Source organism: Limnochordia bacterium, from assembly GCA_023230925.1.
Taxonomy (GTDB): domain Bacteria; phylum Bacillota; class Limnochordia; order DUMW01; family DUMW01; genus JALNWK01.
Genome location: JALNWK010000008.1, coordinates 33584 through 49837, shown reverse-complemented (window position 1 = coordinate 49837; position 16254 = coordinate 33584). Strand labels below are relative to the sequence as shown.

The following is a 16254-nucleotide window of genomic DNA, read 5'->3' as shown; positions in this document are numbered from 1 at the left end:
GTTATGTCAAGTCAAACGATGCGGGGGCCCGTAGCTGCCCTGGGCGTTTTTGATGGAGTCCACCTAGGGCACCGCAGGATCTTGGAGCAGACGGTTCTTCGAGCGAGAACACTTCACACCGAATCATTGGTCCTAACCTTTGAACCTCACCCGCTGGTGGTGCTTGGAGGCAGGGTCCCAAAACTGATTAACTCCCTTACTGAACGTAGGCGACTAATCCACTCTTGTGGGGTGGACCGGGTTTTGGTGGAACCCTTTACGCCGGAGTATGCCGCCATGGAACCACAGGCCTTCTTTGAGCAGATCCTCGTCGGCAAAGTGATGATGCAGGAGATCGTGGTGGGCTATGATTATACCTTTGGAAGGGGAGGCCGTGGTGATGTGAGGACCCTCCGCACCCTTGGGGACCAACATGGGATCAAGGTTTTATCTGTGCCGCCGGTGGAAATCGATGGGGTGAAGGTATCTAGTACGGTGATCCGTAATCTGATTGCCAATGGTCGCCTGAGGCAGGTAGCAGATCTTCTCGGCCGACCCTTTTATCTTGTAGGTACTGTGATCTATGGGGATGGACGGGCAAGACGCTGGCAGGTTCCCACGGCTAATCTTCGGATCCCAGGGGAAATGCTAATACCCAAGGATGGAGTATATGTGGCATCGGTGGATTTGGGAGCGGCCCCGGATACTGGAACGAAGTTGCCTGCTATTGTCAGTATTGGTAGCAAACCGACCTTTGCCGGGAAGGAGCGGGCCATTGAGGTTCATGTCTTGGACCAACAGTTGGATCTATACGATGATGAGATTACGGTTTATTTTTACGATTACTTGCGCTCTCAATGCAGATTCAATAGTGAAGCGGAATTGTTTGAGCAGATTCGTCGGGACGTGGAGGTTGTGCGCGCCTTTTTTGGCCGGCGCTAGAAATGAATAAAGCAGCCAAAGATTGACGTAGCCCAATGGAGATAGTAGAATGAATGATAGGATCAAAGAACCTTTAGCTAGGGAGGACGATTCCCTCGACGTTATCCTTGGCTTGGGGGGATCCACTTGCCGAAGGAGAGTCATTCCTTGGGAGATTAGGAGGTGAGGGAAGTTGTCGCTGTCAAAAGAACGGAAAGAAGAGATTCTGAAGACCTATCAGGTACATGAGACTGATACCGGGTCACCGGAGGTGCAGATCGCACTTCTAACAGCTCAGATTAACAATCTGACTACCCATTTGGTCAATCACGAAAACGACCATCATTCACGTAGAGGTCTGTATAAGATGATCGGACAACGAAGAGGTTTACTTCGTTACCTACGGTCAAAAGATATTGAAAGATATCGGGCCTTAACGGAGAAACTAGGACTGAGGCAACAATAAAGAGCGGGAGGTTTTCCCGCTCTTTTTCAGATGTTAGTTGCTAACATTATACAGGAGGTAAGAGTATGCAGAAGTATCAATTGGAGTTCGGGGGGCGCCCCTTGGAAGTGGAGGTGGGTTGGTTAGCTGGTCAAGCCAACGGTAGTGTGTTGGTCAGGTACGGCGAGACGGTCTGTCTAGTTACTGCCACCATGGCGGCGGAACCCCGAGAGGGGATCGACTTCTTCCCCCTATTAGTAGACTATGAGGAGCGGATGTATGCCATCGGTCGGATTCCCGGCGGGTGGGGCCGTCGAGAGGGCAGACCCGGTGAAGGGGCTATCCTTTCAGCGAGAATGATTGACAGATGCCTAAGACCTCTGTTCCCTGATGGGTTTCATAACGATGTGCACGTGGTGGCAACAATCCTATCGGTGGACAATGATAATCCTCCAGATTTAGCCGCATTGGTTGGTGCATCCATGGCCTTGATGATCTCGGATATTCCCTTTGACGGTCCCATTGGCGGTGTGCGGGTGGGCCGGGTCGATGGGGAATTTATTATTAACCCAACCTTGGAACAGAATGCCCAGTCGGATATGTCGGTGACCGTAGCCGGCAGTAGTGATGCGGTTATTATGGTGGAAGCCGGAGCCAATGAGGTTCCCGAAGAGGATATGCTTGAGGCGATTATGTTTGCCCATGAGGAGATCAAAAGGCTCTGCTCTGTTCAAGAAAAGATGCAGACTGATATTGGCAAGGAAAAGGTGGATGTGCCCATTTATCGGGTGGATGCCACTTTAGAGGATGCGGTGCGCCAAAGGGCTACGGATCGCTTAGTAAAAGCAATCAAAAACCCAGATAAGCTAGAGCGGGAAGCGGATATCCAAGAGGTGTATGCGCAAGTAACTGAGGAGTTTTCCCAACAGATGTCGGAGGAGGAGTTTGCCCAGTCCAAGAAGGACATTTTGGTGGTCCTAGAGATGATCGTCCGGGATGAAGTACGACGGATGATTAGCGAGGACGGTATTCGACCTGACGGACGGGCCCTCGATGAGATTCGACCCATTTCCTCGGCAGTGGGGATCCTACCCCGGGCGCACGGTTCAGCTGTGTTTACGCGGGGACAAACCCAGGTACTAAACGTATGTACCCTCGGGGTGAAGTCCGACGAGCAGCGCCTAGACGATCTCGGGGATGAGGAAACCAAACGCTATATTCATCACTATAATTTCCCACCCTACAGTGTCGGGGAAGTAAAACCCCTCCGGGGTCCCGGTCGCAGAGAGATTGGGCATGGTGCCTTGGCTGAACGGGCTCTTCTACCTGTAGTTCCCGATGAGTTTGAATTTCCCTATACACTAAGGTTGGTTTCTGAAGTCCTTGAATCAAACGGGTCAACTTCCCAAGCCAGTGTTTGTGCCTCTACCCTGTCTTTGATGGATGCGGGCGTGCCCATTAAGCGTCCGGTGGCTGGTATTGCTATGGGGTTGATCAAACATGGTGATGAGTTTACGATTCTGTCGGATATACAAGGAATGGAAGACTTCCTAGGGGATATGGACTTCAAAGTTGCCGGTACGGAAAAGGGCGTTACCGCCTTACAGATGGATATCAAGATCCGGGGGATCACCAAGGAAATCCTACGACAGGCGTTAAAACAAGCCCATACTGGTAGAATGTATATCATGGAAAAAATGCTGCAGGCACTACCAACTCCTCGCACGGAACTATCATCCTATGCGCCGCGGATCATCACGATGGAGATTCCCAAAGAGAAGATCCGAGATGTGATTGGACCTGGGGGCAAAAATATCCGGAAGATCATCGATCAGACGGAAACAACCATTGACATCGAGGACGATGGCAAGGTCTATATTGCTGCGGTGAACCAAGCCGGTGGTGAGGCAGCTAAATTGGCCATCGAACGGATTACCGCTGATGTTGAGGTCGGTAAGATCTATACTGGGATCGTAAAACGGGTTGTTAAGTTCGGTGCTTTTGTGGAGATCCTACCTGGCAAAGAGGGTCTGGTACACATTTCCCACTTGGCTCCCAACCGGGTAAGTAAGGTTGAGGATGTTGTCAATGAGGGAGATTCGGTGATTGTTAAAGTAATTGAGATCGATCGACAGGGGAGGATTAACCTATCGATCAAAGAGGCCCTTCCCGCGGGAGACAATGGTAAAACCAGTTAAGCATATACATTTAAAGCAGGTATCCGCGCCTGCTTTTCCCCTCCCTGATTTCTTAGTATAAGAGATCCGGGATTCTTTTTTGTTCGGCACCAAACTAAGCCTATGATCGCTCCTTTCAGTTTGTAAATCATGCCACCGGAGATCCTTCGGGGGCTTCTTTTAAAAAGAGGACCATGGGGTGCTAGGTGTATCTGGACTAGTCCTTGTATTCTGACGCAAGTTGGTTTATATTTTTAGACAGAGAGGAGTTGCTGCTTATGGCAAAGATCACGATCGACAGAGAGCGCTGCAAAGGGTGCAGTCTATGTGTAGCTTTCTGTCCGCAGAAGATCCTAGAACTGGAAAAGGCAACTAACGCCAAGGGTTTTCACCCGGCTTCGATTAAAGATGAACAGAAATGTACCGGATGTGCCCAATGCGCAACTATGTGTCCGGATATCTGCATTGAAGTGTACCGGTAGTCTTGGAGGTGTCTACTTGAAAACGAAGCTATTAATGAAAGGTAATGATGCACTGGCCCGGGGCGCGGTTTTTGCCGGGTGTCGGTATTTCTTTGGTTACCCAATCACTCCCCAAAACGAGATCCCCACTTACATGGCGGAAGAATTGCCCAAGCTCGGAGGAGTTTACCTACAGGCAGAAAGTGAGATTGGTGCCATTAATATGATCTATGGCGCTGCTGGATGTGGGAAATTGGCGATGACCTCATCCTCAGGCCCAGGTCTAAGCCTGAAACAAGAGGGGATCTCCTATCTATGCGGAGCGGAGCTTCCCTGTGTTATAGTCAACATTATGCGGGGTGGCCCCGGTCTTGGTGGGATCTTGGCTAGCCAAGGGGACTATTTCCAGGCAACTAGGGGTGGCGGACATGGGGATTACCGGACATTGGTCCTGGCGCCAGCCACTGCCCAGGAAATGTATGATTTTGCCTGGGATGCCTTTGAAATTGCCTTTCGGTATCGAAACCCTGTGGTTATTCTAGGGGATGGTATCCTGGGTCAGATGATGGAACCGGTTGAACTGGTGTCCCGTCCTCCGGTAGATCCGGGCAATCTAGATTGGCCTACCACCATGGCCCAGGGTCGTAGCAAACGGTTGATCAATTCCTTGTATATCGATCCGGTAGACTTGGAGAACCACAATCGGAAACTTGGGGCAAAGTACGAGAGAATGAAAAAAGAGGAAGTACGCTATGAGGAAGTTGCCATGGATGATGCGGAGATCTGCCTAGTTGCCTATGGTACGGTGGCCCGTATAGCCCGTTCAGCGATCCAGCGGGCCAGGGAAGCCGGGATTAAGGCTGGCATGATTCGGCCCATTACCCTATTTCCCTTCCCAGACGAGATCATCCAGAAAAGGGCGGAACAGGTCAAAATGTTCCTTACGGTGGAACTGAGTCTAGGGCAGATGGTGGAGGATGTAAGACTGGCGGTAGCTGGTCGTCGTCCCGTGGAGTTTTACGGCAGACAGGGCGGCATGGTACCTACACCGAAGGAGCTTCTCACAGAGATTCAGAGATTGGGGGCATCATCGTGAAGAAAGTCTTTAGCAGACCAGAAAGCTTAGCAGATATTCCCTTTCACTACTGTCCTGGTTGCACCCACGGTATCATCCATCGTCTAGTCGCTACGGCCATTGACAGCCTGGGTATTAAGGAGCAGGCCATTGGCGTTGCTTCGGTGGGTTGCTCAGTTTTCACATACAATTACTTTGACTGTGACATGCAGGCTGCATCCCACGGCCGAGCTCCGGCAGTGGCCACGGGTATTAAGCGGGCGATTCCTGAGGCGGTAGTCTTTGCCTATCAGGGGGATGGGGATCTCGCTTCCATTGGAACCGCGGAGATTGTTCACGCGGCGGCTCGGGGCGAGAAGATTACTATTGTGTTTGTAAATAATGCCATCTATGCCATGACCGGGGGGCAAATGGCTCCAACAACTTTGCTCGGTCAAAAGACTACTACTTCTCCTGAAGGTCGGATGGTTGAGCGGGAAGGTTATCCGGTACAGGTATGTGAAATGCTGGAGAGCTTTCCTGGGGTGGCCTATCTAGAGCGGGTCTCGGTCCATGACCCCAAGGCAGTACGCAAGGCCCAAAGGGCGATCACCAATGCCTTTCGTGCACAGCAGCAGGGGTTGGGCTTTTCCCTCATCGAGGTCCTATCCACCTGTTCGGTGAACTGGAAAATGCGTCCGTTAGATGCCCTAAAGTGGCTGGAGGAGAATATGATCAACTACTACCCGACACAGAATTTCGTTAATAAGTTAGACAAAGGGGGGAACAATGATGTTGCATGAGGTGATCATGGCTGGTTTTGGAGGCCAAGGGGTCCTGCTTTGTGGACAGCTGGTAGCCCATGCGGGAATGGAGGCTGGGTTCAATGTAACTTGGTATCCCTCCTACGGCCCTGAGATGCGGGGTGGCACCTGTAATTGTTCTGTGGTTGTCTCCGATGAAGTTGTCGGATCCCCTGTCGTCAGTGAAGCTACGGCCCTGTTGGTTTTTAACAAACCTTCTTTGGAGAAGTTCGAGTCTGCGGTAAAGACCAATGGCATCATTTTGATTAATAGTTCCCTAGTAGATCTGACTCCCAAAAGAGAAGACGTGCAAGTTTACTACGTTCCCGCCAATGAGATTGCAGATGGACTCGGCTCTACTGTGGTGGCCAATATGGTTATGTTAGGTGCCTTCTTGGAGGCAACGGGGCTTTTGGGTGATGATGTGGTGGAAGCTGCATTGAAGGAGATTTTGCCTGAGCGGCGACATCATTTGCTGCCCATGAATATGCAGGCTGTCAGTGCCGGCAGGGATGTGGTGAAGGCCAATGACAACTAGTGGGTATATCAGCGAGGAAAGACTGAGAAAGCTATTCTTAGACTTAGTGCACATCAACAGTCCCTCCCGAGGGGAAAAGGACCTGGCGGACTTTGTCCAGACCCGTCTTGTGGAGATTGGTCTGGAAGTCACCCAAGGGGAACCCATTGCCGGGGGAAACTGCGGCAATGTCTTAGGGGTACTGCCCGGGGAGGGAAAGCATAAGATTCTCCTAGCGGCCCATCTGGATACAGTGGAATCCACCGAGGGGATCCTCTGTATTGAAGAAGATGGAGTAATTCGCACCGATGGCAGAACAATTCTGGGTGCTGATGATAAGGCTGGAATTGCTGCAATCTTGGAGGCTATCCGGACGGTGGTGGAACAGAACCTGCCCCATCCTACGGTGTATACTTTGTTTACCGTGGGGGAAGAGGTGGGCCTTTTGGGGATCAAATCCTGCCAGAGCTTGCCGCCGATCGATTTTGGTTATGTTATAGACAGCGACGGGCCACCGGGGACTATTGTCAATGGAGCGCCCTACCATTATGATTTTCGCGCGGTGATCCACGGTAAAGCGGCCCATGCTGGTGTTGCCCCGGAGCGGGGGATCAATGCCATTGTAGTTGCGGCCGCGGTAATCCAGCAGATCGAGTTTGGTCGCATTGGGCCTGATACCACCAGCAATATTGGGGTGATCCACGGTGGAAAGGCTCGGAATATTGTGCCTGATCGGGTGGAACTAACCGGAGAGATACGCAGTTTTGACGAGGAAAAAGCCCAGGCACAATTGTCGCGGATCAGGGAAGTATTAACGACAACCACAAGTGAGTATGGTGCCAAGTTTTGCTTCGATGTGGAAAAGTCCTATGGAGGCTATCGGGTCTTACCTGATCATCCCGGGGTGAGTATTGCTAAGCAGGCCGCAGAGCGGATAGGAATTACGCCAACGATTAAGCAAAGTGGTGGCGGTACCGATGCTAACATCTTGAATGAACTAGGCATTACTACGGTCCCTTTGGGTATTGCTGCCCAGGGAGAGCATACAAAGGAAGAACAGATTCGGGTTGCAGACTTAATAAAGGTGGCTGAGCATCTGACCGAGATTATGATCCTTTCGGCCGGCTAAGGGGGAACATGGGTGATTAGGATTAGACGGGGACGGGTATTATCTGTAGACGAACGGCACGTGGGTTACAGCAAGCTTACCGTGCAACTAGACGGCGAGAAACAAAGGGCCATCAACTATGACTCCCTAACTGGCAGTGTCGGCCAAGGGGATTTTGTCATCCTGAATACGACGGCCCAAAAGATGGGTTTGGGCACCGGGGGATATCACTTTGTCATATATGTTGAGGGCAATGATTACCGAGAGATCAATGAAGAGGGCCATATTTTCAAACTACGTTATACGCCGCAGCAGATCAAGGTACTCAGCGCGGAGGAAGAGGAAAGCCCCCATCATGATCTGGTTGCAGGCTGTCAGGAGATATCAGGTATGCCAGTGCTTGCTGGCTCCTTGCATTCCCAGGTAGCACCAGCCGCCTTGGCTATCGCCGCCTTGGCCGAGCCCGGTACGCAGGTAGCCTATATCATGACCGACGGGGGATGTCTTCCCTTAGTCTTTAGTGATCTAGTTCGGTCTCTAAAGAAGAAAGGACTGATTAGTACCACCATTACCTGTGGTCATGCCTTCGGTGGGGATTATGAAGCCGTTAACATCTACAGCGCTCTTATCGTGGCCAAAGCGGTTGCCCAAGCAGATTACGCCATAGTCTGCATGGGCCCTGGGGTAGTGGGTACCGATACTAAATGGGGGACCACTGCCATGGAGCAAGCCAGCATCCTGCATGCCACCGCTTCTTTGAAAGGAATTCCGGTTGTCATTCCCCGGATAAGTTTTGCCGACCCAAGGTCCCGCCATTACGGGATTAGCCACCATACCCTTACGGTGTTAACCGATGGGCTACATGTGCCCGTCTATGTTGGACTACCCAAGCTACATGGCGAAATGCGGGCCCACGTTTATTCCCAACTAGAAAAGGCTGGACTAGAAGAGCGTCACCGATTTGTGGAGCAGGATACGGCTTTTCTGGAGGAGCAGATGAAAGAAGAGGGTATCGCCCTTAGTACCATGGGTCGCTCCTTCGGCGAGGACCGGGAGTTTTTTATGGCCGCAGCCGCGGCCGGTGGCTTAGCAGTGGAGTTAGCTAAGAAAGATTAACGGAATAGTATCTGGATCTGTTTAGGGGGCACCGGCAAGTTGCAGGAGTATAAGGTTGATCTCCACGTGCATGTGGGGTTTGCCGAAAATGGGCAGGTTGTCAAGATTCCTGCGGGTAAAGACCTGACCCTGCGGGGCATTATTGACTACCTTTTGACTAGCGGTAAACTGGATTTAGTTGGAATCGTGGATTCCGCCTGTCCAGTGGTAATCGATGATCTGACTAGGCTAATAGAAGAAGGGTGGGGATCTCCCCTATCCGGCGGAGGGATCCTGTTTGCCGATAGACTTACGGTGCTTTTGGGCGTGGAAGTGGAGTTGGCCATTGGAGCGGGCAGGGCCCATTGTCTGGCCTTTTTTCCTCACCTCGAGGCGCTTCGTGCCTTTGGTGCTCGTCTCGATGGTCTAGTAACTAACCGTAATTTAAGCACCCAACGGGTGAGAATCTCCCCTGGGGACTTCATGAATTTGGTGGCAGTCTGCCAAGGTGTCCTAATTCCTGCCCATATCTTTACACCCTTCAAGAGTATCTATGGTGCATGTCATAGTACCCTCAAGCAGGCCTTCGGCTTAAGGCGAGCAGACCAGCTTTTAGCTGTCGAGCTTGGTCTTAGCGCTGATACAGCTTTAGCTGACCAATTTAGCGAGCTTCAGCACTACTCCTTTTTGACCAATTCCGATGCCCACTCCCTAGGGACAATTGCCCGGGAGTACAATATACTCTCCCTGGAGAAACCAGATTCTGCTGAACTAGTGCTGGCTTGTCAAAGAAAGCAGGGGCGGGGTATTGTGGCAAACCGTGGGCTCAATCCAGCTTTGGGTAAGTACCACAGGACCCTGTGCCGGGAGTGTGGGCGCATTGGTACAGACGCATGTGATCATTCCCGGGTTGTACAGGGGGTATATGATTATATCCTTGAAGCTAAGGATCTTCCACTACCCCAGCATCCAGATTATCGTCCTCCGTATTACCACCGCTATCCTCTCAGCTTCATCCCAGGGATTGGTCCAAAAACCCGAAAGCTCCTGTTGGCTGCCTTCCCCAGCGAGGAGTACATCCTGGATCGTGCCACCGCAGATGAGTTAGCCGCAGTCGTTGGTCATCGATTGGCTTTGCGGATCATCCAGGTACGTAAGGGCCAATTTCGCATTATTTCCGGTGCCGGGGGTATTTATGGAAAACTGGTGTTAGAGGACCCATGAGTCTGGTAACTGTGCACTGTTGAAACATGTGGATCTGGACAGACTGTTAGCAGCCGTACATTGTGGTGCCTCTATTTGGCGTTGAGGAGTCATGTCTCTTGCGATATCCAATTGCGGCGTGATGATCCCGCTTGCATTATACGCGGGTTTGTCAACAAAGAAGTACTTCACCTGTATCGTTGTTGGGGATTCAATGATTCGCTTTGAGTTGTTGGTTCAGGTACTACTTTCCGATATTTGTTAACCAGCCGGAGTTTTGTTTTCTAGACTCAGTTCATTCTCAACCGTCTAATTTAGAACTTGTCTGCATAGATTGTATGGACAGGACTTCTTGAGGGAGGATTAGACGGCCTTGAGTACAAAAACCGACGTTCTCATCCGCAATTACATTATGACCCGCAGAATTGCTCTATTATTTGTGAGTATCATTTGCATCATGGGGTTCATCTTTGGTGTTATTGCCATCAACACTATGGAGCCCTCCTATCGAGAGGAGTTATCCGGGTTTTGGGCAGGCTTTTCCCAGAAGGATGCCACAGAAAATTCCGGAGGGTCTGTGTTTCTGCACTCGCTGCTATACAATATTGTGTTCACGGCGCTTTTGGTTTGGGTTTTGGGACTAACCATTATTGGTAGCCCGCTAATAGTCGTGATCGTGTTTCTACGGGGATTTGTCCTTGGGTTTACCGGTGGCTTCATTGTCCAACAGATGAGTTGGAAGGGTATAGTGTTTTCCCTTGGCACCATTGGTCCGCACAACTTGGTGATTATTCCAGTGATTATATTGATTGCTACTTCTTCTCTGACGTTCTCCTTTGCTGCGTTGAAGATGCTGATCTCAAAGGATCGTTCAGCCATGTTTCCTCAGTTTGTGCTCAACCTGCTCCACCTGCTTATTGGCTGTGGGCTCTTAGTGATCGGGGTTCTGGTGGAGACTCATATTACCCCCTTGCTGATGCGTAGCCTATCTAACTTGTTGGCTTCCTTGGAACTAGATTCCTGGAGCATGGGTAAGCTGCTATTATGGTTTCGGTAAGTCCCTGAGCTTTCGGGAGCAGCCGCAAGGCACAGATATCTACGTGATCACTCCTTTAAGTGTTCACCTAGCTTGCCCTAGGGCCTACGTATCCTTTCTATGCTTCCCCGATCTCCAAAACAACCTAAATACACCCCAAACATACCCGCCCGGTTGGTGAAGGGGGTGTATGTCGTGGTACAATATGGTTAATGAAGGTAGGGTGGGGGTAGCAGGATGTCCGAGGAATTAGTGGGTTTTGTGAACTATCTGGCGTTAGAGCGGGGGCTTTCCCCAAATACTGTGGAGGCCTATCGGTCGGATTTGGAGGATTTTGTTTCATTTTTGTCCGGGTTTGATTGTCCCTTACTAGCCGTAGATCAAACGGTGGTGTTAGCCTACCTGGTGGATCTACGTAAAAGGGGGATGAGTACAGCCACAACAGCTCGGCGTATGAATGCTTTGAGGTGTTTCTACGGTTTTTATCACGAAATCGGTAAGCTTAAAGTCCTGCCTACGGATCAGCTGACAGCGCCAAAGCAGGAGCATTTGCTACCGCAGATTCTTTCGGTTGCCGAAGTGGATCTGCTTCTTTCGAGTATGCCGATAGATACCGCTATTGGCATCCGCAATCGGGCGATGCTAGAGGTCTTGTATAGTGCGGGGCTACGGGTGTCTGAACTAGTTAACCTCAAACAAGATGATGTGGATTGGGAAGAAGGATTTGTCTATTGCCTTGGTAAAGGATCCAAGGAACGCTTGGTTCCCTTAGGCAGAGTGGCCCTGGACTGGCTTCATCGTTACTTTGTCCATCGTAAAGAGATACATACCCGCCCAAAGACCCAGTGTATCTTTGTTAACCGCTTTGGAAATAGGTTAAGTCGGCAAAGTGTCTGGAAGGTGACTAAGGATGCGGCGAGAACGGCTGGTCTTTGTGCAGATATATCCCCCCATACCCTGCGTCATTCCTTTGCGACCCATTTACTTGAAAATGGTGCAGATCTTCGTTCGGTTCAGGAGATGCTAGGACATGTGGACATTTCGACCACTCAAATCTACACTCATTTAACTAAGGCCCATCTACGCAGTGCATACAACCGGACGCACCCCCGGGCCTAGGGATCTAGGAGGCGCATGGATATTGAAACGAGCAGTGATTCTGATTTTAGACGGTGTCGGCGTTGGGGCATTGCCCGACGCAGATAAGTACGATGATCTAGGGAGTAATACGCTCCAGAACACCGCAACAGCGGTGGGTGGCCTCCACCTGCCCCAACTAGAAAGATTGGGACTGGGCAATATTATCGATATTCCTGGGGTGAGCGAGGTTAGTGTTCCTTTGGGTTGCTACGGTAAGATGAAGGAACTATCCGCTGGAAAAGATACTACCACAGGCCACTGGGAGATTGCCGGAGTTCCTGTGCTACATCCTTTTCCCACCTATCCTGAGGGATTTCCGAAGGATCTAATAGATCGCTTTGAAGAGGAAATTGGTATTGGTACCTTGGGAAATTACCCTGCATCGGGCACGCAGATTATTCAGGAATTAGGGGAGGAACATATCTGCACCAAAAGGCCCATCGTGTATACCTCCGGGGATAGCGTATTCCAGATCGCAGCCCACGAAGAGGTTATCCCACCGAAAGAGCTCTATGAGATTTGTCTTGTCGCAAGGAGACTCTTAGTGGGGGAGCATGGTGTCGCAAGGGTGATTGCTAGACCCTTCATTGGGGATGGGACTAGGGGATTTACCCGTACTGAAGGGCGCAAGGATTTTAGCCTCCCACCGCCCCATCCTACGATGTTAGATGTCCTAAGCAGCGCGGGCTACCCGGTTTGCGGAGTGGGGAAGATCCCTGATATTTTTGCTGGGCAGGGGATTACCGAAAGACTACCTGCCCATAGCAACCAAGAGGTAATGACCCAGACAATCACCTGGTTGAAGGAGGCAGAAGCTGGTCTCATCTGGGCTAATTGTGTGGATTTCGATATGCTCTATGGACATCGAAATGACCCTTGGGGGTTTGCTAAGGCTTTAGAGGAAGTGGATATAAGGATCCCAGAGCTTCTTGGTCAATTGAGGAAGGATGATCTTTGCTTTATCACCGCAGATCACGGTTGTGATCCTACAACTCCAAGTACAGATCATTCCCGGGAGTATGTCCCTCTTCTTGTTTATGGTCCTTCGGGAGGGCCGGGTGTGCATCTTGGTATCCGGCACACCTTCGCTGATATAGCGGCTACCATTAGCGAGTTCTTTGGATTGGAGCCTCGCTTTGCAGCCCAAAGCTTCCTAAAGTCAGTTATGGGAGGTGCATCCTATGAGAACCGTTGACTTAATCAAGGCTAAGCGAGACGGTAGGATTCTTCAAACGGAAGAGATGGAATGGCTTGTAGTTGAGTATGCTAAAGGACACATTCCCGATTACCAGATGAGTGCCTTCTTGATGGCGGTGTACTTTAACGGATTATCCAATGAAGAGACCCTTGCCCTGACCAAAGCAATGGTTGCGCAAAGCGATCGTTTGGATTTAAGCAGCATCCCTGGTACGAAGGTGGATAAACATTCCACCGGTGGAGTGGGGGACAAGACGACGATTGTCTTGGTTCCGCTCCTTGCTTCCCTAGGGGTTCCGATGGTTAAGCTATCGGGACGGGGTCTTGGGCATACCGGTGGTACGGTAGATAAGCTTGAGTCTATTCCCGGGTTTTCCACTGAGCTTGCGCCAAGCCAGATCCTCAACCAGGGAAGACGGCTAATGGGGGTAATGGCTGGGCACACCCAGGATCTAGTGCCTGTAGACCAAAGACTATACCAGCTGCGAGATGTCACGGCTACCGTGGAGAGTCTCCCTCTAATTGCTGCTAGTATCATGAGCAAGAAAATCGCCAGTGGCGCCACAGCCCTTGTGCTCGATGTTAAGGTGGGAAGCGGTGCTTTTATGAAAGACCTCGACCAAGCCCGTAAACTGGCGCAATTGATGATTGACATTGGTACTTCTAGTGGGGTGAGGACTGTGGCCCTACTTACCGATATGTCCCAACCCCTCGGTTATTGTGTGGGAAATAGCCTTGAAGTGGCAGAGGCTATAGATACCCTAAAGGGCGAGGGCCCTTTGGATCTGACTTTGCTCTGTGTGGAACTGGCGGCCTGTTCTTTGACCTTAAGTAGGGATCTAGGGATTGAGGATGCCCGGAGGATGGCCCAGGAGCACCTATGTAACGGCCAAGCTTTGTCGAAGTTCAAAGAGATCGTTAGCGCCCAAGGGGGAGTTGAGGAGGTTATCTCCGATTACAGTCTCCTGCCCCAAGCTTCCCTGACCCATACGCTCACCGCACAGGTTACGGGTTTCATCACGGAGATCAACGCGGAAGCGGTTGGTACCGCTTCAATGATTCTTGGGGCCGGCCGAGCGACCAAGGATGCTACTATAGACCTTGGCGCAGGATTGCGCCTCCTTGCCAAAAGAGGAGACTTTGTGAACAAGGGCCAGCCCCTTGCCCACCTGTATACCAATAACAAACAGGCACTTCCCGAGGCCTGTAGTATTTTGGAGAAGAGTATTTGTGTCGCGAAGGAGAGACCAGGTATCAAGAGCTTGATCATTGACCGTCTAGAAGGCCCCCGATAGTGATATTCCCGCTGAAAAATGAATATGTTTTAAATGCAGGAAAACAGCGGGAAGGGGAAAGACATGAGATATGTAAAGCTTTTGGTAGCACTGTGCTTATTGGTGAGTTTGTGTTTGCCAAGCCGGGCGATGGATCTAGATAGTGCCGCATGTTTGTTGATGGATGCCAAAAGTGGTCGGATTCTCTATGAGAAAGATGCTGATGAGCCAAGGGCCATTGCCTCTTTGACGAAGATCATGACCCTGGTGTTAATCCTTGAGGAAATGGCCCTTGGGAAGATTAGCCCAGATGATGTAGTGGTGGCATCCCCTTATGCCAATAGCATGACGGGCACTCGGATTTGGCTAGAGCCCTATGAGAAGATGACCTTAGGCGAGTTGGTCTACAGTGTGGCCGTGGGCTCGGCAAATGATGCGGCGGTTGCCTTGGCCGAACATATCGCTGGCACCGAAGCTGACTTTGTCCTAAAGATGAATCAACGGGCCCTAGAACTGGGACTGACAAGCACCTCCTTTGGAAACTCCACAGGGCTTCCAGCCAAGTACACTGCCCAGCCCGATTGGCCCAATTACTCCACCGCAAAGGACATGGCTAGGCTATGCCAGCATGCAATTACGGTGCCTGGTTTTTTAGAATATGTGTCCACATATCATTATTCCGTTAGAGAAGGCCGTAAACCCCAGATCGAGCTGTGGAATCTCAATAAAATCCTAGAACGCACGGTAGGGGGAAAAACCTACGGATATATCGGCGTAGATGGAATCAAGACAGGTACGACTACAGAAGCGGGCTATTGCATTGGGGCCACAGCGTTACGAGGTAACCTGCGCCTAATCGCCGTGATCCTCGGGGCAGATAATGAAGAGCAGAGGACAGAAGAGGCAACCGCGCTTTTTGACTACGGTTTTCGGAACTTCCAGGCCCAGTTGGTAACAGAAAAGGAGGCCTTCAGACTACCGGTCAAGGTGCCCTTAAGTGCTACTTACCAGGTGGAGGCGGTTCTAGGAGAAGATTTCTATGTGGCTGTTCCTAAGGGTACTAGGGAGCAACTAGAGGTAGAGGCGGTACTTATCGAAGGACTTGCAGCACCCTTGGAGAAGGGAGAGGCTGTTGGCCACCTTGTGTGTAGATGTGAAGGTGTGGAATTAGGCAGGGCTCCCCTTTTGACCAGTGGTCGAGTCAAGAAGGGAAGCATCTTGCATATCGCCTATTATGTACTCCGGGACATGTTAGTTAATTTGCTGGAATAGCCCAAGAATAGATAAAAGAAGGATTATCCGTCTATGCGCAGAATTTACTAAAAGGTAATGTGCTTGAAGAACAACCGTTAGAAAATGGGGTGTTGATCTGGACAAGCACTATTCTTGAGACGGCAAATATGGGAATAGACATATGTGGTTATTGACATTGCTGCAGCGAGGAAGCTTATCTTATGCGAAAGGCGGTGTGGCGACAAAGATCCGTGGTTCTGTCGCCAGGGTATATGAATACGCAAAAACGGGGTAATGCATTACTTGTACGGCTCAGTGGCGAATTGGATTTGGTGACGGCCCCGCAGTTTCGGAGCCAAGTTGATGGTGAACTAGCTAACCATGACTATTTGCGGCATATTATTCTTAACCTTACTCAGGTCAAGTTTATTGACTCATCCGGATTAGGTGCCATTTTAGGAAGATACAAGGAAGTGCAAGGGCGGGGTGGAAAGTTAGTGATTGTGGGAGCAGTTCCCCAGGTTCAGCAGATCTTTGCGGTTTCCGGTGTCTTGAAGCTTGTGGAAATGTGCCAGTCGGAGAAACAGGCTTTTGAAATTATTCGATAAAGG

The 16254-nt window shown here is 50.7% G+C and carries 16 protein-coding genes; all 16 read left to right on the top strand.

The features are described 5' to 3' along the window. Nucleotides 1-3: 3 nt before the first annotated feature. The 16 genes from M0Q40_02885 (at nt 4) to M0Q40_02810 (ending at nt 16251) form a co-directional block, all read left to right on the top strand. Entirely contained in the window at nt 4-921 is a 918-nt protein-coding gene (locus M0Q40_02885; GenBank protein ID MCK9221562.1) for a bifunctional riboflavin kinase/FAD synthetase, read from the top strand. A 172-nt stretch (nt 922-1093) separates the two neighbouring features. Further along, entirely contained in the window at nt 1094-1366 is a 273-nt protein-coding gene (rpsO, locus tag M0Q40_02880) for a 30S ribosomal protein S15 (protein ID MCK9221561.1), read from the top strand. Nucleotides 1367-1431: 65 nt separating this feature from the next. Beyond that, a complete protein-coding gene (gene pnp / locus M0Q40_02875) occupies nt 1432-3543 on the top strand; it encodes a polyribonucleotide nucleotidyltransferase (protein ID MCK9221560.1) in 2112 nt (703 codons plus the stop codon). 257 nt (nt 3544-3800) lie between these two features. Beyond that, nucleotides 3801-4004 (top strand): 4Fe-4S dicluster domain-containing protein, encoded by a 204-nt coding sequence (locus M0Q40_02870; GenBank protein ID MCK9221559.1) that lies wholly within the window; start codon nt 3801-3803, stop codon nt 4002-4004. A 34-nt stretch (nt 4005-4038) separates the two neighbouring features. Further along, nucleotides 4039-5079 carry a 3-methyl-2-oxobutanoate dehydrogenase subunit VorB gene (locus tag M0Q40_02865; protein MCK9221558.1) on the top strand — a complete coding sequence of 347 codons (1041 nt, stop codon included), beginning with the start codon at nt 4039-4041 and terminating at the stop codon, nt 5077-5079. Next, nucleotides 5073-5840 (top strand): thiamine pyrophosphate-dependent enzyme, encoded by a 768-nt coding sequence (locus M0Q40_02860; GenBank protein ID MCK9221557.1) that lies wholly within the window; start codon nt 5073-5075, stop codon nt 5838-5840. Before M0Q40_02865 ends, M0Q40_02860 begins: the two co-directional genes overlap by 7 nt. Continuing rightward, nucleotides 5830-6378 carry a 2-oxoacid:acceptor oxidoreductase family protein gene (locus M0Q40_02855; GenBank protein ID MCK9221556.1) on the top strand — a complete coding sequence of 183 codons (549 nt, stop codon included), beginning with the start codon at nt 5830-5832 and terminating at the stop codon, nt 6376-6378. Before M0Q40_02860 ends, M0Q40_02855 begins: the two co-directional genes overlap by 11 nt. After that, a complete protein-coding gene (locus tag M0Q40_02850; GenBank protein ID MCK9221555.1) occupies nt 6368-7486 on the top strand; it encodes a M20/M25/M40 family metallo-hydrolase in 1119 nt (372 codons plus the stop codon). Before M0Q40_02855 ends, M0Q40_02850 begins: the two co-directional genes overlap by 11 nt. Nucleotides 7487-7498: 12 nt before the next feature. Next, nucleotides 7499-8581 (top strand): DUF3866 family protein, encoded by a 1083-nt coding sequence (locus M0Q40_02845; protein ID MCK9221554.1) that lies wholly within the window; start codon nt 7499-7501, stop codon nt 8579-8581. Between the two features lie 39 nt (nt 8582-8620). Beyond that, nucleotides 8621-9784 (top strand): endonuclease Q family protein, encoded by a 1164-nt coding sequence (locus M0Q40_02840; protein MCK9221553.1) that lies wholly within the window; start codon nt 8621-8623, stop codon nt 9782-9784. A gap of 352 nt (nt 9785-10136) precedes the next feature. Then, the gene (gene spoIIM, locus M0Q40_02835; protein MCK9221552.1) at nt 10137-10820 is read left to right on the top strand and encodes a stage II sporulation protein M; all 684 of its coding nucleotides are present in this window, start codon (nt 10137-10139) and stop codon (nt 10818-10820) included. A 216-nt stretch (nt 10821-11036) separates the two neighbouring features. Beyond that, entirely contained in the window at nt 11037-11918 is an 882-nt protein-coding gene (gene xerD / locus M0Q40_02830; protein MCK9221551.1) for a site-specific tyrosine recombinase XerD, read from the top strand. A gap of 22 nt (nt 11919-11940) precedes the next feature. Then, on the top strand, nt 11941-13134 hold the full coding sequence (locus M0Q40_02825; protein ID MCK9221550.1) for a phosphopentomutase: 1194 nt from the start codon (nt 11941-11943) through the stop codon (nt 13132-13134). Next, nucleotides 13121-14431 (top strand): thymidine phosphorylase, encoded by a 1311-nt coding sequence (locus M0Q40_02820; GenBank protein ID MCK9221549.1) that lies wholly within the window; start codon nt 13121-13123, stop codon nt 14429-14431. The genes M0Q40_02825 and M0Q40_02820 overlap by 14 nt, the downstream gene beginning before the upstream one ends. 63 nt (nt 14432-14494) lie before the next feature. Beyond that, nucleotides 14495-15682, top strand: a complete 1188-nt coding sequence (locus M0Q40_02815; GenBank protein ID MCK9221548.1) for a D-alanyl-D-alanine carboxypeptidase — start codon at nt 14495-14497, stop codon at nt 15680-15682. Between the two features lie 182 nt (nt 15683-15864). Next, nucleotides 15865-16251 carry an anti-sigma factor antagonist gene (locus M0Q40_02810; GenBank protein ID MCK9221547.1) on the top strand — a complete coding sequence of 129 codons (387 nt, stop codon included), beginning with the start codon at nt 15865-15867 and terminating at the stop codon, nt 16249-16251. The last annotated feature ends 3 nt before the right edge of the window (nt 16252-16254 follow it).